Raw genomic sequence first — 25,233 nt, forward strand, 5'->3', positions numbered from 1 at the left:
ATATGTCTAAAAAAGCATGGAGGACGTAATGGGTTTAGTTAAGGTTACAGTAAATGGTGTTACAAAAGAGTATGAAAAGGGAACATCATTTTTAGAAATCAGCAAGGAGTACCAACAAAATTATGAAAATGATATTATTTTGGTGCTTAAGAATGGTAGATTAAGAGAATTATTTAAAACGGTTAAAGAAGATTGTACATTAGAGTTTATTACAACAGCGGAGGAAATTGGTTTAAAAACATATAAACGTGGTATGATTCTTGTTATGCTACGTGCTATTTATCGGGTTTTAGACCGGGAACGAATTGAAAAGGTTCGTGTGGAACATTCCATAGGATCGGGTATTTATTGCGAACTTGATGGGGAAGATAAACTTACGGAACATATTATTCAGGAAGTAAAACTTGAAATGGAACGCTTAATTGCGAAAGATTTACCATTTACCAAACGATCAATTTCTACCCATGAAGCAGTTGAATTGTTTCGAAAGTATCGTATGCATGACAAAGAGAAATTATTTCGTTTTCGAAGAGTTTCAAAAGCTAATATTTATAACTTAGATGGGTTTGAAGATTATTACTATGGGTATATGCCTCCATCTACGGGGATGTTAAAATACTTTGATTTATTCTCCTATCATGATGGTTTTATATTATTGTTACCGAACATTAATAACCCGAAGAAAGTTCCTACGTTTGAACAGCGCCCAAATTTATTTAATACATTGCAAATAGCCAATCGTTGGGGTAGGACGATGGAGATTGAAACTGTCGGAGCATTAAATGAAGAAATTACAAAAGGTAATATGAATGATATTATCTTAATTCAAGAAGCATTGATGGAAAAGAGAATTGCTGAAATTGCAGAGCAAATTAAATCAGCTGGCGGAAAGAAATTTATTATGATTGCCGGACCATCTTCTTCAGGTAAGACAACATTTTCTCATCGATTATCAATACAATTACGAACCCTTGGTTTTAAGCCACATCCAATTGCAGTGGATGATTACTTTGTAAATCGCGAAAATACGCCAAAAGACGAATTTGGAAATTATAATTTCGAGTCATTACATGCCATTGATGTAAAACAATTTAATAAGGATATGAAGGATTTACTAGAAGGTAAAACCGTTGAGATTCCTAGCTTTAACTTTAAAACTGGAAAGAGAGAGTATAAAGGTAATTTTAAGACTCTTGGAGCAGAAGATATTTTAGTTATTGAGGGAATTCACGGTTTAAATGATGAACTTTCATATGCATTACCAAAGGAAAGTAAATTTAGAATCTATATTAGTGCACTTACTCAGTTAAATATTGATGAGCACAATCGTATATCAACAACGGATGGTAGATTGATACGACGTATGGTTCGTGATGCTAGAACAAGGGGAACCTCGGCTAGAGAAACAATCGCTATGTGGCCATCGGTTCGAAGAGGGGAAGAAGAAAATATATTTCCATTTCAAGAGAATGCAGATTGTATGTTTAATTCAGCACTTATTTATGAACTTTCTGCTTTAAAGCAATATGCAGAACCTATTTTATTTGGAATCCCTTGTGATTGTAAAGAATATTTAGAGGCAAAGCGTTTACTTAAGTTCTTAGATTATTTTCTTGGTGTTAGTACCGAAGACATACCAAAGAATTCTATTATCCGAGAGTTTGTAGGTGGTAGTTGCTTTAAAGTTTAATTTATAAACCATTTGTTTATTAAGGAGTTATAATTTAAAATCCTAATATAAATATTTTAATATAAAAATTTTAGTAAGTAACAATTTTGTAAATGTTTTTATATTTACAACAATAGAATTGTATGTTAGAATAACGTTTGCATGTCAAATGAGTAGTACAGATGATCGCGCCATATTGGTGAGGAAAGTCCGGGCTTCATAGGGCAGGGTGCCGGATAACGTCCGGTGGAGGCGACTCTAAGGCCAGTGCAACAGAAAATAAACCGCCTATCAACTTGTTGATAGGTAAGGGTGGAATGGCGGTGTAAGAGACCACCGCTTTCCTGGTAACAGGAAAGGCTGTGTAAACCCCACTCGAAGCAAGACCAAACGTGTATGAGCTTTTGTTCATGCGGGGAGCGATACGGCGGCCCGTCGTGCTCCTAGGTAGGTCGCGTTTTGAGAATAGCTACTCCAGTAGCGAAAGGTATAAGCGAATTTTTTTCGCTATTAGAGTAGCTATTCTCAAAGGAGCTGTATGGTAACATACAGTCAAGATAGATGATCATCTGATACAGAACCCGGCTTACAGTACTACTCATACATGCTTTAAGTATCTTTTTTTAGTATAGGAATGCATTTAAAGCGATTGCAGAATTGCAATTGCAGCAATGTAATTTCCAAAAAGCAATGATTGCTAACTAAAAAAGATGCTTTTTTTTGTTATAAGACAAAAAAGCAACAATTTCTTAATATTTGGAAAAGATTTGACCTGGCATTTGTAAGAAAAAAGTAAGGACTAAGGTTCTATAATATGTTAATATAAAATTGCTTATTTTGGATAATAGTTAGAAACTCAATTTGAAAAGACATGGTGTGATATGTAAAGAGCATAGGCAATAGAAGAATTACACCCTATGTTTTTAATCAGGCACATGGAGGTAGAGTATGGAACAGATTAGTATCTTGGTTGTTGATGATGATAAAGAGATTGCGGAACTTGTTGAAATACATTTAGTTGGTGATGGTTACCGTGTTTATAAAGCATATAGTGCGAAAGAAGGTCTAGAAATTCTAGAGAAGGAAGAAATAAAACTAGTTATCTTAGATATTATGATGCCTGGAATGGATGGGCTAAGTATGTGTAGGGTGATTCGTGAGCAAAGCACGATACCAATTATAATGTTAAGTGCTAAATCTACTGATTTGGATAAAATAATAGGGCTTGGTACTGGAGCGGATGATTATGTTATAAAACCATTTAATCCACTTGAACTAACTGCCCGAGTAAAATCACAATTACGGCGATACACGAAATTTAATAAGAATAATTCCGATGACAAGGCTGAAAAAGAAATTTCAGTGAGTCATCTTGTAATAAATAAAGAAACCCATAAGGTTCTTGCATACGGTAAAGAAGTAAGATTGACTCCAATTGAGTTTCAGATATTATATCTACTTGCTTCCAATGCAGGTCGTGTGTTTAGTACCGATGAAATATTTGAACGTGTCTGGAATGAAAAGATGTATGAGGCAAACAATACGGTAATGGTACATATACGACGTATTCGCGAAAAAATTGAAGTAAACTCCAGAAATGCTGAGATTATTAAAACGGTCTGGGGTGTAGGGTATAAGATAGAAAAGTAGAAGGTGTGAGTATGGACAAAAGTATTTTTCGTAGTTTTCGTTTTAAAATAATTCTATACTGTCTTATTAGCATGATTTTTGCCCTATTAACCGAAGGTTCCATTTTTGGCATTGGATACCTTATTTATCAAGGCCTATATTCAAAAAATATAGTTTACACGGAACAAAAAGAAGATTTAATGCCATATATGTCTAAGAATAATTATGGAAATTATACCAATGGATTTATGAATAGCATGGATGGATTACCTATAAGCAGTCAAGAGTTTAGTCAGCCGATGTTAGTGTTTATTGTTATTATGGCAATTTTCACTGCAGTTGTTTTATTTGTTTTATATTTTTTGATTTTAACAAAAAAAATAAGTACGTATATTACTCAAATTGGATATGGAATCAATGAACTATCCAAAGGTAATTTTGATACAAGAATAGAAATAAAAGACCAGGATGAGCTCACTGATATTGCTAAAAATCTGAACATCATGGCTTCAAATATAAAGAATATTATTGAAAGTGAACGAAACGTAGAGAATACAAAAAATGAGCTAATTACAAATGTAGCACATGATTTAAGAACACCTTTAACTTCAATTATTGGGTACTTAGATTTAGTTCTTAATAAAAGTCTGGATGAAGAGAGTAAATTAAAATATATTGATATTGCATTTAATAAATCAAAACGATTAGAAAAATTAATTGGTGATCTATTTTCCTATACTAACTTAGAGTTTGGTGAGGTTAGGATGCAAAGTGTGGAAGTAGATATCGTAAAAATGTTAGAACAGTTAATTGATGAATTTTATCCTAGTTTTATGGAGAATGAATTGCAATGCGAGTATACAACCAGTGATAATTCCATATTAATTTATGCAGATGGCGATTTATTAGCAAGAGCTTTTGCAAATTTAATAGGAAATGCAATTAAATATGGTAGTTCAGGTAAAAATATAATCATTCGAATACAAAAAAATGAGAATGATGTATCCGTTTCAATCACAAACTTTGGAATATTAATACCAAAGAAAGAATTAACAAATATATTTAATAAATTTTATCGTGTTGAGAATTCTAGAAATGAAGGATTTGGAGGAACAGGTCTAGGATTAGCAATTGCAAAAAGTATCATAGGTTTGCATAAAGGAAGCATAACAGCGAAAAGTGATTTTAACGGAACTGTGTTTGAGGTTAAATTACCACTAAGAGAGACTGTTCAAGGATAAAGAAGTCAACACTTGGAAAGGAGAGTTATATGAGAAATAAGATTCATAATATGAATAATAGTATACGTATTACTATAAGTATTATCTTGTTAATTTTTCTAATAATATCTCCTAGTTTAAGAATAAACGAATGGAAAGCATATGCTATGCTTTCACAAGATAAAAAGATTACAAATGATGAAATTATTATTGAATCTGAAGATGTCCGTATTACAGTACAATACGGTATGAATCAACAAGCTAGATATGGTAGAAATGTTTTGATTTCAACGAGTGTTACAAGCAGAAGTTTATCCGGCAACTATAAACTGAGTTTTGTTTTTGGTGATAGTAAAAATGAGAATGCAAATTATAGTAAAGAGTTACAGTTAGATACTGGTAAGACTACGTATACAGACTTAAAGATACCAATGATTAATGAAGTAAAAAACTTAAAGGTAGCACTTATAGATGCAAGTGGTAATACAGTTGTAGAAAAGGTAAATTCCTTCAATGTAATGAACTTCGGCCCCTATAAATTAGTGGGAATTTTAAGCGATTTGTCGAGTGATTTGTCGTATTTGAATGCTTTTGGCAGTAAGTGTTATTATCTAGATGAAAGTAATTTTCCAAATGATAAGGATGGACTTGATATCTTAGATGTTATTGTGCTTAATGACTTTGATTCGAATCGTTTAAGTACTTCACAGTTTCAGGCACTCAAGGAATATGTTTCTAACGGTGGAACCCTTGTAGTAGGAACTGGAAAATCACTTTATAAAAATATGGCTGCATTCTTACAAAATGAGATGGTAAAAATTCAAGGTGTAAGCAGTGTAGAAGATTTAAATTCAATTCAAACGGTCACCCAGACTATAAAAATAGCCAATAAGGAATCTTTCTCCCAATTGCTTGAATTGATTAGCTCATATGAGAACAATCGTATCAATATTTTAGCAAGATTAGAAGAGAGAAGTGCAAATAATTCAATCGATTCAAGTGATATTTATATTGGTGACTCTATGATGGGGGATACTCTTTTAAGTCAATTAAAAATACAATCCACTAAGAAAGAAATAGCAAATTTTACAGTGAAAAATGCTAGCAGTATTCTTACGGAAGAAGATGTAGTTTTACTTCAAAAATCAGTATATGGGAAAGGGCATATCCTGATATCCTCTTTTGATATTGGAATATCAAAGAAGGAAGCTGAAAATGGAAAAATCCATACAAGCTACATAGAACTTGCAAATATTATTTATAACAATTTAACTTCTGGATACCAAGGAAAATTAGAAATGGAGAGTTACGGAAGTTATGATGGATTGATGAATGTTGTCAATATTTCTAACAATAGTGATTTACCAAGTATAGGGGCATTTATGGCTCTTTTAATGATTTACGTCGTATTAATTGGCCCTGTGATTTATTTGATTTTAAAACGTTTTGATAAAACTAAGTACTTATGGGGAATTGTTCCTGTCCTGTCTATCGGGTTTGTTATGCTTATTTATGGGGCTGGATTTAAAACTCGTATTACAAATCCCTATATTGGGTATTTGGCTATAAATAGGTATGATACTGAGGGAAAAAAGGTAGCAGGTGATTTGACTTTACGATTATCATTTCCAACGAATAATGATAGTAGGATAAGCGTAGAGAACATTAAGACAATTAACATAGCAAATACCAATTTTCCACCATATTCATTATATTCTACGGATAAGAGTAAGGTGAAAGATACGTATTTAGATATGTCAGTGTATCATACAGGTATCACTTATTTAAATAATAAAGTGATCTTAGAGACAGCAGATAAACCTGCATTTTCTAATAGTTTTTTCGAAACCACTTATGAATATGCAAGTGAACCAGTCATTGATGGAGCGATTTCAATTAACGAACAAAATATTACAGGTACTTTGGCTAATATTTCAGATCAAGATATAGAGGAGTCTTATGTTTATACCAATGGAATCTTAATCACATTAGGAGAACTTGAAAGTGGTGAAAGCGTTAATATTGAGGAATATCCCTCTGAAATTCTAATGAGTTCGGAGATGTTATATTATTCGGAAACTTTAGATAATTTACTTCAATATGATGAAAATAAAAATATTTCACCAAATTCAAATCGCAAGGTTCAAACAATACGCTCAGTAATTGAAGAATTGCAAGATGAAGGAAATGCTTCGTATTTCATTTCAATCACAAATCAATTAGAGCAGCAGAATCCATTCTATGAACTATCTTTAAATAAAGGTAGCTATGGAACGAACGTGCTCTTAGTACCAATTGATGTGAAAAATGAAATGGAAAATCAAGAATTTGTAGTCAATATGGATGCTTATATGAGTATTGTTGGAGGAAATATGCAGTATATTCCACAGTATCGCTATATGTTAACGAAATCATTGATTGTAGATTATTATCTACCTAGTGATGATATTATAACAGGAATATATGCAAGTCCACAATTTAATCAAACAATAGAAGGAAAGGACACCTCTTCGATATGTGAGAATGTGTATTTCTATAATAATGTGACAAATGAATACGATTTAGTATTTAAGTTTAATGATGTTGAGGAAGTAAATTCTAAATTAAAGGTGCAAAAGATTACAGGTAATCCTTTAGGTGATTATTTAACTAGTCATAATCGTATTCGAATAAAGTACGAAAATGGCACAATGGCAGATGAAATAGCAATCCTACCGTATATTTCATATTACAAGGAGATACCAAATGCTAATAATTAAGGACTTGGAAAAAAGTTATGGGAGTTTCAAGGCGTTAAATGGATTGAACTTAGAAATAAAGCAAGGGCAATTATATGGATTTGTTGGTCCAAATGGAGCTGGAAAAACTACAACTATGAAAATAATATCTGGTTTATTAACAGCTGATCGAGGCCAAATAATTCTTGATGGTATAGACATTTTGGATAACCCTAAATATTTAAAGCAGTCCATTGGATATATGCCAGATTTTTTTGGAGTGTATGATAACCTTAAGGTTATTGAATATATGGAATTCTTTGCATCTACTTATGATTTAAACCGTAAAAGTTCAGCTAAAACCATTGAAAGCTTACTTCATTTAGTTGGCCTGATAGAAAAGAAAAATGACTATGTAGATGGATTATCCAGAGGGATGAAGCAAAAACTATGCTTAGCAAGGACCTTAATCCATAAACCAAAGTTATTGATACTTGATGAACCAGCATCTGGTATGGAGCCAAGAGCAAGAATGGAAATGCAAGATATCCTTAAAAAGCTTGCAGTTGAAGGGACTACAATTATTATTAGCTCTCACGTACTTCCAGAGTTGGCTGAAATGTGTACTAATATAGGAATTATTGATAAAGGAAAGATGGTCATATCTGGTTCTATGGAAGAGGTTATGACGATGCAATATAAAGCAACACCAATTCTCATGAAACTCACCCAAGGAATCGATGTTGCGATGAAAATGCTGAAGACAAATCCTCTTGTTACTAATATAGCGATTCGAGATTCCAATATTTCTTTTGGTTTCAATGGTAATTCAGAAAAAGAGTCTGAGATATTAGCAGATTTAATTATGTCAGGAGCTCGAGTTTCTGAATTTAGGAGACAGGAAAGCAATCTTGAGACAATTTTTCTACAATTGACAGAAGAATAGAAGTGTTTATAGACAGCATAGAAAAAAAGAATGAAAAGAGTTTTAAGGCAGAATAAAATAAAAATTTAATTTATCCAAGAAAAGAGGAACATTATGTTACGAATCAATCCGATTTACAAAAAAGAATTAAAGCAAAATGCAAGAATGAGTAAAACTGCATTAATGTTATTCTTTTACAATGCTTTATTGGCCGTGTTTGGTTTGTTTGCTCTTTTTTTGATATTCAATAACAATCAGAAAAAAGGATACCATATCGATTACTCAGATATACTTAAAATCTATGGTATTATTATTGGTGTAGAATATATTTTAGTCCTTGTTATAATTCCTGCTATGACTGCGGGAAGCATTTCAGGGGAGAGGGAAAAGCAAACATTAGAAATTTTACTAACAACAAAAGTTACCACCTTACAAATAGTGGTTGGTAAGTTAGCATCTTCTATTAGCATGATGATTTTATTGGCTTTTTCATCCTTACCAATTGTTGCGGTAGTTTTTTCAATTGGTGGAATAACGCTGATTGACTTGGTAGAATTTATGATATCAATTACAGTTACTGCAATATTTCTGGGCAGTATTGGGATATTTTTTTCTGCTTTATGTAAAAAAACCACCGCAGCTACGGTGTGTTCCTATATGACTGTTTTATTTATTACAGGTGGTTTAGCTTTACTTTTAATTGGGGCTGATCTTCTAAATGCAGGCCAAGCTTACAATTTAGGGTTAGAGACAATTAATAGTGGGGGAAATCAATATGGTGATATTGTATTAGTATTATTAATTAATCCAATATTTTCATTCTTATCTTTATTGAATCGACAGACTGGAATTGGAAGTAATATGAGTGTTGTATGGAAGGCGGGGAATCAAATTCGATATTTTATCGCGGATCATTGGGTAGAATGTAGTTATATTGTTCAAATAGTTATATCAGTTGTATTGTTAGTGGGAGCATCTAGATTACTAAGACCAAAAAAGGTGAGATAATAGATATATGGATAAAATGAGCCGTTTATACATCGCCTCACATTACACTTAAAATGCAATGATTAACGTAGCATAACGACTCAATTCTATGAACTATGAAAATGGAAGAAGAAAAAACATAAGACTATTATAACACATATTTAGAAAAAAGGTACACTTTTTTGAAAAAAAATAATTTTTAAGTATTCACTTCTAAATTTCGTAATTTTTTACTAATTCTTAGGGCGTTATATGTCTTTGCATATTCGATTTCATTGCAACTGTCAATGTAATTTTTAGGGAAATCTTTTTTTATTCCCTTTGTACATAATAAGTTTGCAGCTTTGTTATATGCAATAGCAGCCTCTACTTCAGTCGGATATCTACCGATGATAAAATCACCATTAATATGAATTTTACTACAATAAAGTTCCTTTCCTTTTTTAACCTCTTTTACTACACCATGGTATCGATTAATAATCTGTATATTCTGATATCTAAAATCATATGTGTCGCCATTTATAAATCGAAAATCTCTTCCAGCTACTGCATAATTTTTAATTCCAAATCTAGAGAGGACATTTATTTGCATTCCATATTCTGCAACAAATAGATGGCCACCACGACACATTATTTTATGTTCCATAAAGTAAAATAAATCGTCGACATCAAACTTTAATGGGGTATGTACATCTAAATAATATAAGAAATATTTACTTTTTAGATAAATCGGGTTTCTACAGTACATACCGTTATCTTTCAAGTTAATAAGCATTACCAATTTATCAAAGGATAGTGGGCAACCATGCATCTTGAACTGATCAATCTTATAATGAAGGTTATCGCAATTCAGTATCTGTGAAGCTTTCAAATAAGCTTGATGGGCTTCTTCTTTTATCGCATAACTTCCCAAACTAATATGTTTCCTCTGATATGTAATAGAGGAGCGGAAATATAATTTTCCTGATTTTGTTTTGGCAGAAAATACGCCAGGCAAATTACCCATAAAAATATAGTCCTTTCTCATTTACGACCATTATTTAAAAGAAGGTATGAATGTGTTTCTTCTATATATAATGTAAGTTGACATAAAGTACTAAGTTTTAAAAAATTAGTTAAAATAAATTAGTTAAAAAAGTTAGTTAAAATAAAAAGTTCTGATTGATAAGCTGAAAAGAAACAGCAATTTTTTTTAGGCTATGAGATTCAATAGTTATACTATAACCAATTTAGAGGGACGATTCAATGATATCTAGTTAATAAACTTAATTACAAAATCTATTAAATATTACAAAAATATTACAAAAATAGCAAAAATATTAATGGTATTTTTTATTAAAAAAAAGCGCTAATACTGTAGAATCAAGCTTTCTACAGTGTTAGAATTAATTTTCTTGCTTCCAAAATGAATAAAATTTTACGTAGTGTAAATAATAGTTAACAAAAATGTAACATTTATATTTTTGGAAAACAAGTAATAATGCATAATTATTTAATAATCAAGCAAGAATATATTGTGGAATTTGAATAACGATGTAAAAAAATAGAAAAGATAATTTGCTTGATATACTGAAATTCGCTGTATGTTATTGACAGAAATCTTCGCTCTGTTATAATACAAAACATGCGAATTGGCGGTCTAAAAAATGGAAACCTCCAATGTCGATTTATATAGATGTCAGTAGTAACGTCAAATCCGGCGCAAGTCTGACGCATTAAAAAAAGAAAAGAGGAAACCAGGTATGTTAAAGATACACTCGTTTCTTCATGAAGTGAAAGACAATAAAGCTTCTTTAGGAATTATGATTCTAAAAAAGCGAGATAAAATTGCTGCACCAATTATTTATGTTTTAGTGGCAACTCTTTTAGTCTTGAACTTCAATTACTTCAATGGCTTTGGCAAAAAGACAAATGAGCTACATGCAAAAGCTGAGACCATTATTAATTTATTGGGAGAAGTGGAAGAAACAAAAAAATCGGAGATTCTTACAACCGATATGCAGCAGTATACTTTCAGCAGCTTGAACTTAATCAAGGATAAATCCAAAATTGAAAAAATAGAGAAGTTACAAGAACTAACATCTCAAACAATCACAAATAAAGCAATTCAAGTGTTCCCACTTGGACAATTTAGTATTATTAACACAAATGATGAAGCAACGGATATGAGTAGTCAAAAAATGAGTGCTACAATTGCGGATCAACAAATTAATACAAATCAATTGACTAAAGAATCAGAAGAGGAAATAGAGACTTTATCACTAACCGAGGATAAAAGCCAAATAGAAAACAAAGAAGTCTCATCACAAGAGCAGGGAAAGGCTCAATCAGAAAAAACAGAAACTTCATCACAAGAGCAAGCAAAAGCTCAAACTAAAAAAACTGAAACAGCATCACAAAAACAAGAAAAAGCTAAAAGCGAGAATAAAGAACAGGCACAAGAAGTTTTAGCGAATGGACTAGTTCTTACTAAGAATTCCGCTATGAAAAAGAAACTATCAAGTAATGAATTAGAAGTATTACAAAGAATTGTAGAAGCGGAAGCGACAGGAGAAGATATCTACGGAAAGATATTAGTTGCGAATGTCGTTATTAACAGGGTAAATGATGATGAATTCCCAGATACTATCTCTGAAGTAGTATTTCAAAAAAGTGGTGGAAGTTATCAATTCTCCCCTACAAAAGACGGTAGATATTGGTCCGTTAATATAACAAAGAGTACGATTGAAGCAGTAGAACGTGCTTTAAGTGGTGAAGATTACTCCCAAGGAGCGTTATACTTCTTTGCGAGAAAGTTGACAAGTGAGAAAAAAGCGCAATGGTTCGACCAATCCTTGAGTCGATTATTCCGATATGGTTGTCACGAGTTTTACAAAGATAAATAAGAATTAATATTACTCAAAAAGTGTTGAAAGTATAGAAAGGCTATTATAAATTAGTAGATTATCATTTATATGCAATGATGCTGATTTATAATAGCCTTTTTTATTTTTAATCTTATCGGTTCAAATCATAAACCACAAATCGTTTTACTTGTCATGGAAATAAAATCATGATATAATACCAAACAAACTAACATTAACGAATTAAAGTATGAAAATCATACCTGATGAATACATAAATAAAAGGAGAGAAATCATGAATATACTTTATCAAAGTACTCGTAATGCAAATGAAACAGTAACAGCATCACAAGCAATATTAAAAGGATTGGCAAACGATGGAGGACTTTATGTTCCAAAGACAATGCCAAAGTTAACGATTAACCTAGAAGATTTAGCTCAAATGAATTACCAAGAGATTGCTTTTGAAGTAATGAAACTATTTTTAACTGATTTTACAGAAGATGAATTAAAAAATTGCATTAAAAGAGCATATGATGATAAATTTGATACGAAAGAAATCGCTCCAATTAAGAAGGCAGATGGAGCCTATTATCTAGAATTGTTCCACGGTGCAACGATTGCCTTTAAGGATATGGCCCTTTCAATCTTGCCTCATCTTTTAACGACAGCAGCAAAGAAGAATCAGGTGAATGATGAAATTGTTATTTTAACGGCTACCTCTGGTGATACTGGAAAAGCTGCGCTTGCTGGATTTGCTGACGTACCTGGGACTAAGATTATTGTATTTTATCCAAAAGACGGTGTTAGTCCAATTCAAGAAAAGCAAATGTTAACTCAAAAAGGTGATAATACCTATGTAGTTGGAATTAAAGGTAATTTTGACGATGCACAAAATGGTGTAAAAGCAATCTTTAATGATAAAGAATTAGAAAATAACATGAAGGAAAAGGGATATCAATTTTCCTCTGCTAACTCCATTAATATTGGTAGATTAGTGCCACAAATTGTATACTATGTTTACTCATATGCAAAGTTACTTGCAAGCAATGAGATTAAGAACGGTGAAAAAATTAATGTTGTAGTACCAACTGGTAATTTTGGAAACATCCTTGCCGCTTATTATGCAAAACAATTAGGACTACCAATCAATAAACTAATATGTGCATCAAATGAAAATAAAGTTTTATATGATTTCTTTACAACTGGTACATATGATAAAAATAGAGAGTTTATTTTAACAAGCTCCCCATCCATGGATATATTAATATCAAGTAACCTTGAGCGCCTTATTTTTAAAATTGCTGGTGATGATGCTGAGAAAAACGCAGAATTAATGAAGTCATTAGTAAGCACTGGTAAATATGATATTACACCTAAAATGCAAGAGGAGCTTAATGATTTTGTTGGTGGGTATGCAAGTGAAGCAGATACAGCAAAAACAATAAAAGCTCTATATCAGAGTGATGACTATGTTATTGATACTCACACAGCAGTTGCTGTAAGTGTATATAATGAATATAAAAAAGAAACAAATGATACAACTAAGACTTTAATTGTATCAACAGCTAGTCCATATAAATTTACAAGAAGCGTAATGGATGCCATCGATGAAAGTTATAATACAATGTCTGATTTTGAGTTGGTAGATGAGTTAAGTAAAATATCAAAGATTAATGTGCCTCAGGCAATCGAAGATATTCGTACAGCTCCAATCCTTCATTCAAGAATTTGTGACGCAGATCAGATGAAGAATACTGTTGAGAAAATACTTGGGATATAATACTTGGGAAATAATACGTGTATAGATGTTAAGAATGTTTGGGATTCCAAATGACATAAATAGAAATAAACTACAGCAGTAGTAGTTCTTTCTATAATTATAAGTTTATAGTAATAAGTAAGTAACGATAAGTTAGTTAGTATTGAAACTAATAAGCAGGGAATTTTGTGTAAAGTTAAAAACGTATTCTATTATGGCAATATAAGCTACTGATATTGAATCAGATTAGCAATTATTAAAGCCAGAGTAGAATACGTTTTTTATTACTTTAAGTTTGTTTCAAAAATAATCCAAATATGACAAGAGCGTGACATATGTTTGACATAAACTATGGGTAATATTATATCAAGTCAAAACCAAATGGCCTTGATTATATACCTTTATATTTTACACTGTGTCACATCCAAGCATTGTGTACGGGGATTACAATCAGGTAAGTCGTTTATCGACTGGTTGTTTGGCTAAAGTATAATCAATCCTTTACAGATGACTTATAGACTTGGAAATAAATGAGGAATCTTATAAAACTGACATTGTTGGTTACTAAAACCAGAAGGCAGAAAAATAAGGTGATTCATGAATTTTCTATGTTGAAATGAGGAATTAAAAAATGACAATTTTGATGGAAAAGGACTTGACCTTTACTATGAATATTGTTATAATCATCTTGTTATTGGAACGATTATATTTGCTTATGCTCTTTTGGGGTTGTAATAAAATGTTAATACATCATTAACATTTTCATTATACTTACATATTTTGCATAAGTCAATATAATACAAAACCATATATTTTAAGGAGGAAGAAAGAATATGAAGAATTTCTTTAAGAAACTTGCCTTCGTATTAGCTCTTGCAATGGTTGTTACTGCAATCGCTCCAGCTGCTAAAGCTAACGCAGCGAAAGCACCAGTGTTAAACGCAACAAGCAAGAAGATCTATATCGGTGGAGACTATACTGGCAAGTATTCAGACACATTCACACTTAAAGTGTGGAACAAAGGTGATTACAGAGTAACATTTGCAAGCTCTGACACTAAAATCGCAACAGTTACTAAGTGGTATGGCGTTGTAACAGCAAAAGCTGTTGGTACAGCTACAATTACAGCTACTGTATCTAACAAAACTACTGGTAAATTAGTTAAGAAGTTATCAGCAAAAGTTTATGTTAAGAAAAATGCTGATTCCGTAGCTTTCGGTTCTTTAGCAAAATTTGATCAGCCATTAACAATTGGCGATAAAGTTAAGATCAATGTAGCTAGAAAAGCTGGTACAGTATCTGCTTGGAAACAAGCTGATAAGACTCAAATCACTGACTATGTTGTTTGGTCATCAAGTAATAAAGACGTTGCAACAGTAGATAAGTGGGGTACTGTTAAAGCTGTAGGCGCTGGTGAGACTACTATCTCTGCAGTTGCTACACAGATTGAAGGTAAAGTTGCTACAACTACACCTGCTACAGTTAAAGTTACTGTAAATGCTAAGGGTATTGTAGACGTTACTCAGTTAACAGAAACTAAGATCAAAGTTACATTTGGTGCAGATCAAGTTGCTGAAAAATTAAATAAAGATACTTTATTAGTTACACCAGCAGATGCATCAGTTGTAAACCCAAGTGTTAAAGAAGTAAAAATCAGTGATGATAACAAGAAAGTTGCTACTGTAGAATTATACTTACCACTTTCAGACAAAACTGTTTATACAGTATCCGTAAAAGATACTGATAGCAAAAAAGACTTCTCTGCATCTGTAGGAGATCCTGCATCTATCACAGTTACAAAACCAGGAACTGCCGTAGTTGGTGAAGAAACAAAAATTGAATATGTTGTTAAAGATGCTAATGGCGTTGAATTAAGCGTTAATAAGGATAATGTAGAAGCAACTATTATTGAAAATACAGATAATGGCTATATTTCTACTAATAGTGATGGTGTTCCAACTATCAATATGTATGAAAAAGGAAAAACAGTTACTATTCAATTAACATATCATACTTATAATTATGATAACGATGGTAATGAAACTGTATTTAAGAGTAGCGCATTCTTAGTAACAGGAATTGACAAGACTGATGTAGGTCTTAATACTGCTGTAGGTACAGTTGTTAACGGTGATTACAGCAAAGCAGATTTTGACAAAGTAAAATCTCAATTACCTTTAGATGCTGACTCATATTATATCCAAGTAAAAGTTAAAGACGCTGCTGGTGTTGAGTATACAACAAAAGAAGACGTTTATGATAACTTTACATTTGAATCATTAAATAAAGCTAAATTAGAGGTTGACGAGAATGGTAGATTATATCCATTAGGCGTTGGTACTGCAATGGTAAAAGTTACTGTTAAAGCTATCGAAAAGAGCTTTTTAGTTGAAGTTTCAGTTGTTGCTGAGTCTAAAGTAACTAAATTAGTTGTAAGTGATCCAGCTATTACCCTTTCAAATGGTGAATTTGTGGATGATAGTAAAACAGTTAAAGTTACTGTTGAAGATCAATATGGAAATTCTTTAAGTGTTGAAAAAGCTGAATTAACTTTTACTGCTGATGCTGCACTTAATGTAACTCAAAATGGTAAAGAAATTACAATTAATGCAATTAATACTGAAAAAGGCGATTATAAGATTAAAGTTGCTGCTGGTAATTTAAGTAGAGATATCAGAGTTAAAATTCAAGAGCCAGAAGTACTTTCTACTTATAAGAAGTTTGAGTATGTAGCAGCTACTAAAGTAGATTTAGCTAGAAATAATGACAATGCTGGAGTAACATCTGTATCAATTAATTATTATGGTCTTGATTCCAAAGGCGTAAGAGCATATAAATTTGTTGAAGGCGTTGATTATGAATTAGTAATAACAGACAAAAATAGTAAACCTGTTAATGCAGTAACTAATGGCGCTTTTGAAGTTGTTAGTGCTAGTGGTTCTTCACTAATTAAAAATGTTGATGCTGGTGTTTACAATGTAGCTCTTAAGTCCTTAAATAAGGAAGCTGGTTTAGGTGATGTAGGCACTACATTTAAGAGAACTTCTATTTCTGTAGTAGACTCTCAAGTAAAACCAGTATTGAAACTTGATAAAACTGAAATCAATTCTAACGAATTAGACAAAGTATATTCTGTTTCAACTAAGAATAAGAGTAGTAAAGTTGCAATCGATTCAATAGAAGGATACAAACGTGGCGATAGTACAAAACTTGTTGTTCTTTCTAGCATAGAATCAGATTCAACATACGTAATTAAAAAAGTAAATGTTAAAGAAACATTTAGCAATGGTAATTATTTCATTCATACAATTGATGTAAGTCAAAGTATTAAAGTAAAATAATAAATTATCAAAAAAGGATGAGATGCATAAGCATCTCATCCTTTTTATTTTACATCTTTGCTTTTAGTAAGCTATGACGATTAATTATTTAGCTACTGTAATAGTAACAGTTTGGTTAACAGCTACGTTTTCATGAGTGAATACGTTGCTACCAAATGTTTCATCAACATTTACAGTTTTAACAATAACTTTATATTCGCCAGCTGCAAGAACTGTATCAGCATTGATAGTTGTGTTAGAACCAACTACAACTGCATCGATTCCGGAGAATACGTTGCTTACAGTACCATTATTCTTAGTAGATACAGTGAATGCACCCTTTAAAGCTTCTTTTAAAGAAGTACCGCTTGCAACAGATACAGTAAGTGCGTCACGTGAAACAACAGGTTTAACCTGAGTATCTGTTACTACAACGCTTGCTTTAGCTACGATCTTACCACCGTATGTTACAGATGCAACATAAGTACCAGTCTTAGCAATTTCTTTTTCGATTGCACCGTTAGAAACTGAAAGAACTTTTACTGCGTATCCACTAGTAGTAGTGTCAACGTTAAGTGTTGCTTGAGAAGATTTAACTTCAATAGAGTAATCGTTAGTAGAAATTCTTTCTACCTTAACACCCTTAGCATCTACTTTATATAATGCAAAAGTAATATTCTTTTCTGTGCTATTAGCTTTATTTACTGCTAAATCAACTGTGTTATCAGAAACAACAAATTTTGGAGTTGCTACTGCAGCACCTGGTGCTTTAACATAGAATGTTACAACACGTGTGATTTTTTCTACAGTAATCTTATAAGAATAAGTACCTGCTGCAAGTCCTGCTGGGTTGAATACTAATGTATTATCACCAGTTTGAACAAGAGCTGCTTCATTACCTTTAGCTAAAGTGCTGTTGCCTTCAACTACGAATGTAGCATTATCAAAATCAGCATTGTACTGATCTTTTACAGTTGCAGTTAATGTAACTTCATCATCAACGTTAGCTGCGTTAGAAACTGTTGCGTTTGTCTTATCTAATGTAAATGTTGTTGCTTTTCTTTCATCACCAACAGTTACTTTAACTAAGAAAGATTTTTCAATCGCAGTTACAGTTACTTTAACATAAGCAACACCCTTAGCGATTGGATATAAATTACCTAAAGAATCAACTTCTACTTTAGAGGAATCCATAGATTCGAAAGTAAATGCATCTGCGTTATCTTTAGTTGTGTAAGTAACATCTTGAGAATCTTTTAAATTTAATTGGATTTTGTAGTTAGTATCGCTTAAACCAATTGTAACATCGTTGCTTACTTTGTCCCAATCAATTTTGCTGTATTCTTTGCTAGTTACAACATATTTTGTAGAAGCAAGAGTAACATCTGTTGCAGAGATACCTTTAACTACGAATGTATTACTTGTATAAGCTACTTCTGTACCTTCTTCTGTGAAAGTTCCAGTATAGTAGATAGCTTTGATAGCTACTGTTTTACCTTTTTCGAAGATACCGATTTTACCGTTATCAAGGTAACCATTTTGATCGCCATCAACGATTTCGAATTCTACTCTAGCATCGCTAGCTGCAGAAACTTTAACACCGTTAGCATCTTTTAAATCGTATTCGATTTCAGCTGCTGCACTGTTTTCAAGTACTGTGCTTGGTCCTGTAATAACGATAGATGCAACTTTACCAACAGATGCTTTGAATTCACCTGTGATATCAGCGTTATCTTTTACAGATAATGTGTATACAACACCGTCTTCAAAATCATTGTAAGTAACAACTGTAGCAACAGTCTTGTCGCTGTTCCATTTTACAGATTTGATGATTGGTGTTTGATATGTGCTGGAAGCTGGTGTAATTGCAAGAGTATCTTTGTTTACAACAGAATCCATTTCACTTCCGAATGTTACTTCGATAGTGTTAGATGTAGTTTGAGTAACACCTGTAATACCATTGCTCTTAACTGTTACGTTTAATTCAACAACGTTAGCTGTTGCAACTGCAGGAGCTTCAGTTTGAGCTGTTCTTACAGTAATTTTAGCTGTACCAGGAGCTACTGCTGTAACTGTTCCCCACTTATCAACAGTAGCAACAGTGTTGTCGCTAGATGTCCATACAGTATAGTCAGTTACGATTGTTTTGTCTGCTTGTTTCCAAGCTGTGTTACCGTTAAGGTCTTTTCTGAATACGTTTAACTTAACTTTGTCGCCTACATTTAAAGCGTTGTCAAGTTTAGCTGCACTTGCAGAAGAAACACCGATTTCTACAGCATTTCTCTTAACCCAAACTTTTGAAGTTAAAGTCTTAACAACTTTACCAGTAGTTTTGTTAGATACTGTAGCAACGATTGTAGCTTCACCAGGAGCTACTGCTGTAACTGTTCCCCACCATTTGCTAACTGTAGCAATTTCAGGGTTTTTGCTTGTAAAAGTAACTCTGTAGTCACCTTTGTTCCATACCTTTAATGTAAAGGTGTTTGTGTACTGGCCTGTCGCAACATCTTTTTCAAGATATAGCTTTTTACCTGTAGTATTAAGTACAGGAGCTTTTGCTGCACTTGCTTTTGCTGCTGGAGCGATAGCTGTAACAACCATAGCTAAAGCTAAAACGAAGGCTAGTTTCTTAAAGAAATTCTTCATTTTCTTCTTCCTCCTAAAAGTTATAATTTTGTTATACTGGCTTTGCCATTTGAGGTATTATCTGGTAATTAGTTAATGATGTATTAAAAAATCTGAAAATTGTCCACAATAAGATTATACTTTAGAATCAATGAATAACTTAATTATTAGTTTAAGAATTATTCACAGGTGATGCCAGTTTGATGCCAATCGATACCATATACAGGAAAAAGATTGGTATATTTTTCAATTCAAACAGGAAAAATTTTATAATATTTGGAATGGAGAGGTATTAGATGGAAAAATTATCAAGAGCAAAATTATTAAGTGAAACCTTACCAAAAGGAATAACAAGATGTAAGGATGGGAGATATCAAGCAAGATATACTTATGAAGGGCGTCGGTATAGTTTTTATGGTCGTAATCTGAAAGAGGTGGAACAAAGGCTTTTAGATATACGTTACGAAATTGAGCATGGAATGTATGCAAAAGAAGAACGAATTGTTGTAAATTCATGGTATAAGACTTGGATTGAAGAGTATAAATCGATGTCAGTAAAAACAGGTACGATTGAAAGTTACGAAAGCATGTATAATTATTATGTAAAGCCTGTAATTGGTAAAAAGCTTTTAAAAGATGTTCGTGGGGAACACTTGCAAAAATTATTCAATGATCTAGCGAGAGAAGGCTATTCAAAATCTACAATTTCATTGATACATGTGTTGCTTAATTCTATGTTCAAACAAGCATTAAAAAATGAATTAATTAAAAAAAATCCAGTGTCGTTAACAACATTGCCAAGAGGAGAGAAAAAAAAGGAACGAAGAGTTTTGAGTCGAGAAGAACAAAACCTATTATTAGAGGAAATAAAAGGACATGAGTTAGAACCACTCATTCAGATTGCATTAGCTACAGGAATGAGAATTGGAGAATTGACTGGTTTAGAATGGGAAGATATTGCTTTTACAAAAAAAGAAATTACTGTTCGAGGAACTCTTAAAATCACCAGGGCAGGTGACTGCTTTATTGACACACCAAAAACATCTAGTAGTAATCGGGTTGTTCCACTACTTTCAAGTGCAGAGCTTACACTTAAAAGATTACGGATTATTCAAAAGCAAGCACGATTATCTATGGGAGATGGATGGTGCCCATTAGATGGTTTGGATCAATTAGTTTTTACGAGAATGGATGGAAAACCTATTTCAGGGCAATATGTGAGGCAGCAACTAGTCCATATAGTTAATGGCATTAATGAGAAGTATTTTGATAAGAACTCATTATATATGAAAAACAAAGGGAGTAAAAAAGAAGGTAGTAATTATGAAGCAAATAAAAATGAAGCTTTAAAAGAGTTGACTCATTTTGAGAATTTTACTCCTCATACATTAAGACATACCTTTGCCACTAGGGCACTAGAAAGTGGAATGCCACCTAAAGTAGTTCAAGAAATATTAGGTCATAGTAGTATTACAATGACTCTAGACTTATATACTCATGTCCTTCCTCAAACCAAGGCGGAAGAAATGAAGAAACTTGAAGGAATGTTTTAATTGAAAAAATCTATTTATTTAAATCCGTTTCTATTGTATCTATATTAATATGAATCGATCATTTAACTTAAATAAAAGAATATATCAACTATAATTGTTTATAGAAATCATAATAAAAAATTCCCACATTAAGAAACAAGAAAAGTAATAAATTAAAGAAAGTTTGCAAGAGTATTACAGTAAATTTGAAAGTTAGAAGAAACAATAAAATCAATTTTATATCTTAGTAAAATGTTTTAGTAAATTTATAAAGAGAGAAAAACATTGGAATTAATTATTCAAGCTACAAAAAAACAATTCTGTATATTTTTAAGCTATATAAAACAATACTGTAAATTTTTCAATTTAGAAAAAATCAATACTGTAAATTTTTCAAGCTAAAAAACCAATACTGTAAATTTTTCAATCTAGAAAAAACCAATACTGTTAATTTTTCAAGTTATAAAAACCAATACTGTAATTTTTTTAAGCTAGAAAAACCATTACTATAAATTTTTTTTAAATTAGAAGAGAACATTACAATAAAAATTTAAAAAATTAGATATATATTTGCTATTAATTTATAAAAAAATAACAATAAAAATTCTTCAATTAGAAATAAAGCATTTTAAAATATACAAATATTACAAGATTAAAAATATTCTCAACAACGTTATAGGGAATAACTTGTAATACTAAACAATTTTAAGTATAATAGACAAGAATTCAGAGCGTGTATTTAATAAATAATTAAGTGATGTAATGAATTCTTAATAGACAAGCAAATTTATGAATGATATAATAATTGAATATTGTTAATATTTGTTAGAAGTGTCAATTGAGATAGTGAAAGGGTATTTTACAAAGATTATTGCGTGGAATATCATTTTATAGAAGATTTATTTTAAAGTTTTTCCTTCAGACGGCAAGGGCGTTTGTAGGATTAATCTTTAGCTGATAGGAGCCATAACCTTTATCATCGGGTTTTAATGGCGTACTATCTTAGAAAGGAAAAATAATTAAATGAAGAAGAAGTTACTGTTTTTATTTGTAGTGATGTTTTCACTTTCTATTCTCAGTGCTGGAATAGTGAAACTTAGTGGAGGTCGTCAACAAATAAGTGACGATAAGGTTACTATTGTAACATCATTTTATCCGATGTACATTATTGCCTTAAATTTAACTGAAAATATTGATAATGTTGAGGTTGTTAATTTAACAGATAACAATGTTGGGTGTCTGCATGATTATCAACTTACAACTAGGGATATGCGAACCTTAAACGATGCTAACATTCTTATTTTAAATGGCGGGGATATGGAATTGTTTTTAGAAAATGTCTTAACATCATATCCCACACTAGATATAATAAATGCATCAGAAGGTATAACGTTTTTAGAAGGCGTGGAACATGTGCATGGAGATGAATCATCACTTGATGGTATTGAAGGGGCATACAGCCAAGATGAAGACTTGGATAGCCATGTAGATGAGGACTTGCATAGCCATGCAGATGAAGACCATGATCATAGCACAGAGGTAAATGAAACTACAGAAGATGCTCATAACTTAGAAGAAGATGTCCATGATCATGACGGGCATACGCATAGCGCAATTAATGGCCATGTATGGTTGGATATGAATCGTTATTTGGTTCAAATTGATAATGTAGCAAAATCATTAGCTTTATATGATAGTAAAAATGCAAATGCATATACTCAAAATGCTAAAACCTACATGGAAAAGATTGCTAAATTAAAAGATGAGTTTGAAAAGGCGTTTGCTGGACAAACAGGTTTAGAAATTGTAGGTTTCCACGGAGCTTTTTCCTATCTAGCGGATGAACTTTCCTTTGAAATGATTCATTCATTAGATATGGATTCAGATACAGTTTTAAGTGCTGGAGACATTGCAACGGTGATTGAAGAAGTTAAGCATCACAATGTTAAATACCTCTTTGCAGAAGATCAGTATAGTAAAGATATAGCAAATCGTATAGCGGAAGAGACCAATGCACAGGTTTGTATATTGGAAACTCTAGTAAGCGGTGAGATCGATAAAGATGCTTATCTAACTGGCATGCAAAAGAATTTAGATATATTAAAAAATATATTAAAGTCTGAGTAAAGGAATTGTTGTATTTCATATATCTTTGAACTAAGAACTCTTTAACATTTCAAAGGGTATTAAGATAATATGAAATTTGGAAAGGATGTAATTCCTATGGAACAAGAAACAAATAAAAGTAATCTGAATAAGAATTCGAATGTTACATGTGAAGAGATACAAAAGAAATCCAATGTAACCTATGAGAATTTAAATAAAAAATCCAATGTAACATGTGAGAATATAAATAAGAAATCCAATGTAAGCTGCGAGGATATAAAAAAGCAATCCATAGCTTGCGGATTACATTGTATTAAGATGCAAGATATAGGAGTTACCATTGGAAAAACCAAAATTATTGAACATATCAATCTTCATATCCATTGCGGTAGATTAACCGTTATCATTGGTAGAAATGGTGCGGGAAAATCTACATTAATAAAAGCTATGTTAGGTGAAATAAAACATGAAGGAAAAATTGAATTTAATGATATGAAAAATAATAGGATGGCGGATTTGACGATAGGATATGTACCGCAACATTTAAATATTGAAAAGAATACACCCACAAGTGTATATGACATGTTTGCAAGTTATATCAGCCAAGTTCCAGTTTTCTTTCGGAAGTCAAAAAAAGTTTATGAAAAAGTATACAATCAATTAAAACTATTTGAAGCACAAGGATTGATAGATAAACAGGTCTGTGATTTATCAGGTGGGGAATTACAACGTGTATTGTTATCGATTGCTTGTACACCAGTACCAAACTTACTACTTTTAGATGAACCAGTGTCTGGTATCGATCGAAATGGAATGGAACTATTTTATAAGAATATAGATATGTTAAAGAAAAATTATGATTTAGCATTAATATTAGTGTCTCATGATTTAGAATTTGTCGAACGTTATGCAGATTATGTTATCTTGCTTGACAAAACAATTATAAAGGAAGGCACCCCAAAGGAAGTTCTTAATTCTAAAGAATTTAATGAGGTGTTTGGAAGTTCAAGAAAAGCTTGGGTTTAGATATAAGTTAGGAGATAACAGTGGAAACTATTTATCATATATTAGAAACATTAATTCCATATGATTTTATTTCATATGATTTTATGAAGAATGCATTAATAGCGATATTAATTATTACACCTTTGTTTGGGGTGTTAGGAACCATGATAGTAAATAATAAGCTTGCATTTTTCTCAGATGCCTTAGGTCATTCAGCGTTTACTGGAATGGCAATTGGCGTAATCCTAGGGATTTCTGATACGAATATTTCAATGGTTGTATTTGCAGTGATTTTTGCATTGCTACTTAATAAAATTAAGCATATGAATCGAATATCCAATGATACTGTAATTTCTGTATTTTCATCACTAAGTACAGCAATTGGACTAGTAATTTTATCGCAAGGAGGGAATTTTTCTAGGTACTCCTCATTACTAGTGGGGGATATTTTAAGTATAACTCCAAAAGAAATATTTTTATTATTTATTATATTTATTGTTACCATTATCGTTTGGTGTACTTGTTTTAATAAGCTACATGCGATTAGTTTAAATACAAGCTTAGCCAAAAGTAAGCATATATCCATAGCATTTTTTGATAATATATTTGTTGTATTAATTGCATTAATTGTTATGTTATCAATTAAATGGGTAGGAATATTAATAATCAATGCACTGCTAATTTTGCCTGCGGCATCGGCAAGAAATCTAGCAGCAAATATGCGAGAGTATCACCTTTTTTCAATTATTATAGCAATGTTTTCAGGAGTTTTAGGCTTACTGCTATCATTTTTCTTAAGTTTAGCAACTGGGCCAACCATAGTAATTATAGCTTCAATTATATTTTTTATAACATTATGTTTTCGTAATTTAATCAAAGCTTAAAATATGAAT

15 protein-coding genes and 1 other RNA gene are annotated in these 25,233 nt (G+C 31.8%); 14 read left to right on the top strand and 2 right to left on the bottom strand.

Annotation, left to right across the window (positions count from 1 at the left end; genetic code table 11):
- The first annotated feature begins 28 nt into the window (after positions 1-28).
- From BN4220_RS08705 to BN4220_RS08735, 7 genes are all read left to right on the top strand, one after another.
- Positions 29-1,690, top strand: a complete 1,662-nt coding sequence (locus BN4220_RS08705; protein WP_066715527.1) for a nucleoside kinase — start codon at positions 29-31, stop codon at positions 1,688-1,690.
- 149 nt (positions 1,691-1,839) lie between these two features.
- An RNA gene (gene rnpB, locus BN4220_RS08710) (RNase P RNA component class A) lies at positions 1,840-2,274 on the top strand.
- Positions 2,275-2,617: 343 nt separating this feature from the next.
- Positions 2,618-3,319 (top strand): response regulator transcription factor, encoded by a 702-nt coding sequence (locus BN4220_RS08715; protein WP_066715528.1) that lies wholly within the window; start codon positions 2,618-2,620, stop codon positions 3,317-3,319.
- An 11-nt stretch (positions 3,320-3,330) separates the two neighbouring features.
- Positions 3,331-4,539, top strand: a complete 1,209-nt coding sequence (locus tag BN4220_RS08720; protein ID WP_066715529.1) for a sensor histidine kinase — start codon at positions 3,331-3,333, stop codon at positions 4,537-4,539.
- Positions 4,540-4,568: 29 nt separating this feature from the next.
- Complete coding sequence (locus BN4220_RS08725) at positions 4,569-7,277, top strand: hypothetical protein (protein WP_066715530.1); 2,709 nt, start codon at positions 4,569-4,571, stop codon at positions 7,275-7,277.
- The gene (locus tag BN4220_RS08730) at positions 7,264-8,181 is read left to right on the top strand and encodes an ABC transporter ATP-binding protein (protein ID WP_066715531.1); all 918 of its coding nucleotides are present in this window, start codon (positions 7,264-7,266) and stop codon (positions 8,179-8,181) included. The genes BN4220_RS08725 and BN4220_RS08730 overlap by 14 nt, the downstream gene beginning before the upstream one ends.
- A gap of 93 nt (positions 8,182-8,274) precedes the next feature.
- Positions 8,275-9,168 (top strand): ABC transporter permease, encoded by an 894-nt coding sequence (locus tag BN4220_RS08735; protein WP_066715532.1) that lies wholly within the window; start codon positions 8,275-8,277, stop codon positions 9,166-9,168.
- 178 nt (positions 9,169-9,346) lie between these two features.
- Here the strand turns inward: BN4220_RS08735 and BN4220_RS08740 are convergent, their stop codons facing one another.
- Positions 9,347-10,174 (bottom strand): hypothetical protein, encoded by an 828-nt coding sequence (locus BN4220_RS08740; RefSeq protein WP_242867768.1) that lies wholly within the window; start codon positions 10,172-10,174, stop codon positions 9,347-9,349.
- A gap of 715 nt (positions 10,175-10,889) precedes the next feature.
- Between BN4220_RS08740 and BN4220_RS20470 the strand changes: the two genes are divergently transcribed.
- From BN4220_RS20470 to BN4220_RS08755, 3 genes are all read left to right on the top strand, one after another.
- Positions 10,890-12,032, top strand: coding sequence for a cell wall hydrolase (locus BN4220_RS20470; protein ID WP_066715534.1), 1,143 nt, complete (start codon positions 10,890-10,892; stop codon positions 12,030-12,032).
- Between the two features lie 253 nt (positions 12,033-12,285).
- Positions 12,286-13,773, top strand: coding sequence for a threonine synthase (thrC, locus tag BN4220_RS08750; protein WP_066715535.1), 1,488 nt, complete (start codon positions 12,286-12,288; stop codon positions 13,771-13,773).
- 812 nt (positions 13,774-14,585) lie between these two features.
- Positions 14,586-17,093, top strand: a complete 2,508-nt coding sequence (locus BN4220_RS08755; RefSeq protein ID WP_066715536.1) for an Ig-like domain-containing protein — start codon at positions 14,586-14,588, stop codon at positions 17,091-17,093.
- A gap of 84 nt (positions 17,094-17,177) precedes the next feature.
- Here BN4220_RS08755 and BN4220_RS08760 read toward each other — a convergent pair whose 3' ends face one another.
- A complete protein-coding gene (locus tag BN4220_RS08760) occupies positions 17,178-19,718 on the bottom strand; it encodes an Ig-like domain-containing protein (protein WP_066715537.1) in 2,541 nt (846 codons plus the stop codon).
- A gap of 275 nt (positions 19,719-19,993) precedes the next feature.
- Here BN4220_RS08760 and BN4220_RS08765 point away from each other — a divergent pair, with 275 nt between their 5' ends.
- The 4 genes from BN4220_RS08765 (at position 19,994) to BN4220_RS08780 (ending at position 25,224) form a co-directional block, all read left to right on the top strand.
- A complete protein-coding gene (locus tag BN4220_RS08765) occupies positions 19,994-21,250 on the top strand; it encodes a tyrosine-type recombinase/integrase (protein ID WP_066715538.1) in 1,257 nt (418 codons plus the stop codon).
- Positions 21,251-22,252: 1,002 nt separating this feature from the next.
- Positions 22,253-23,356: a metal ABC transporter substrate-binding protein gene (locus tag BN4220_RS08770; protein ID WP_066715539.1), complete on the top strand. Its 1,104-nt coding sequence runs from the start codon at positions 22,253-22,255 to the stop codon at positions 23,354-23,356.
- A gap of 96 nt (positions 23,357-23,452) precedes the next feature.
- Positions 23,453-24,361 carry a metal ABC transporter ATP-binding protein gene (locus tag BN4220_RS08775; RefSeq protein WP_242867769.1) on the top strand — a complete coding sequence of 303 codons (909 nt, stop codon included), beginning with the start codon at positions 23,453-23,455 and terminating at the stop codon, positions 24,359-24,361.
- Positions 24,362-24,381: 20 nt separating this feature from the next.
- Positions 24,382-25,224, top strand: coding sequence for a metal ABC transporter permease (locus tag BN4220_RS08780; RefSeq protein WP_066715540.1), 843 nt, complete (start codon positions 24,382-24,384; stop codon positions 25,222-25,224).
- Positions 25,225-25,233: the final 9 nt, after the last annotated feature.

Origin of the sequence: Clostridium sp. Marseille-P299, from assembly GCF_900078195.1 — a bacterium.
Lineage (GTDB): Bacteria > Bacillota > Clostridia > Lachnospirales > Lachnospiraceae > Lachnoclostridium.

What these genes read in the sequence shown, in the direction of transcription:
- BN4220_RS08760 (WP_066715537.1), bottom strand. Translation starts at nt 19,718, where the DNA reads ATGAAGAATTTCTTTAAGAAACTAGCCTTCGTTTTAGCTTTAGCTATG.
- BN4220_RS08770 (WP_066715539.1), top strand. Translation starts at nt 22,253, where the DNA reads ATGAAGAAGAAGTTACTGTTTTTATTTGTAGTGATGTTTTCACTTTCT.
- BN4220_RS08740 (WP_242867768.1), bottom strand. Translation starts at nt 10,174, where the DNA reads ATGAGAAAGGACTATATTTTTATGGGTAATTTGCCTGGCGTATTTTCT.
- BN4220_RS08720 (WP_066715529.1), top strand. Translation starts at nt 3,331, where the DNA reads ATGGACAAAAGTATTTTTCGTAGTTTTCGTTTTAAAATAATTCTATAC.
- BN4220_RS08715 (WP_066715528.1), top strand. Translation starts at nt 2,618, where the DNA reads ATGGAACAGATTAGTATCTTGGTTGTTGATGATGATAAAGAGATTGCG.
- BN4220_RS08735 (WP_066715532.1), top strand. Translation starts at nt 8,275, where the DNA reads ATGTTACGAATCAATCCGATTTACAAAAAAGAATTAAAGCAAAATGCA.
- BN4220_RS08725 (WP_066715530.1), top strand. Translation starts at nt 4,569, where the DNA reads ATGAGAAATAAGATTCATAATATGAATAATAGTATACGTATTACTATA.
- BN4220_RS08775 (WP_242867769.1), top strand. Translation starts at nt 23,453, where the DNA reads ATGGAACAAGAAACAAATAAAAGTAATCTGAATAAGAATTCGAATGTT.
- BN4220_RS20470 (WP_066715534.1), top strand. Translation starts at nt 10,890, where the DNA reads ATGTTAAAGATACACTCGTTTCTTCATGAAGTGAAAGACAATAAAGCT.
- BN4220_RS08730 (WP_066715531.1), top strand. Translation starts at nt 7,264, where the DNA reads ATGCTAATAATTAAGGACTTGGAAAAAAGTTATGGGAGTTTCAAGGCG.
- thrC (WP_066715535.1), top strand. Translation starts at nt 12,286, where the DNA reads ATGAATATACTTTATCAAAGTACTCGTAATGCAAATGAAACAGTAACA.
- BN4220_RS08765 (WP_066715538.1), top strand. Translation starts at nt 19,994, where the DNA reads ATGGAAAAATTATCAAGAGCAAAATTATTAAGTGAAACCTTACCAAAA.
- BN4220_RS08755 (WP_066715536.1), top strand. Translation starts at nt 14,586, where the DNA reads ATGAAGAATTTCTTTAAGAAACTTGCCTTCGTATTAGCTCTTGCAATG.
- BN4220_RS08705 (WP_066715527.1), top strand. Translation starts at nt 29, where the DNA reads ATGGGTTTAGTTAAGGTTACAGTAAATGGTGTTACAAAAGAGTATGAA.